Origin of the sequence: Pantoea sp. SIMBA_079, from assembly GCF_046940275.1 — a bacterium.
In the GTDB taxonomy this organism is placed as follows: Bacteria; Pseudomonadota; Gammaproteobacteria; order Enterobacterales; family Enterobacteriaceae; genus Pantoea; species Pantoea borealis.
Window position 1 is genome coordinate 1 of sequence record NZ_JAWRYR010000482.1, and the last position, 262, is coordinate 262.

At 64.1% G+C, this 262-nt stretch carries 1 protein-coding gene; it reads left to right on the plus strand.

What is annotated here, in order from left to right:
- The coding region (locus SB719_RS20885) for a PrpF domain-containing protein (protein WP_412159852.1) at positions 1-262 on the plus strand (262 nt) is incomplete at both ends.

Genomic DNA, 262 nt, shown 5'->3' on the forward strand with positions numbered 1-262 from the left:
GTGGCCTGGTCGACCCGGCGCGTATTCCACGCAACGGTATCGCCACGGTGCGTATCTGGCAGGCGAATATCGGCAAGACCATCATCGCCCACGTCCCGATCACTGAAGGTGAAGTGCAGGAAACCGGCGACTTCGAGCTGGACGGGGTCACCTTCCCGGCGGCCGAGGTGCAGCTGGAGTTTCTCGACCCTGCTGCCGATGAAGACGGCGGTGGCGGTGCCATGTTCCCCACCGGCAAGCTGGTCGATGACCTGGAAGTGCC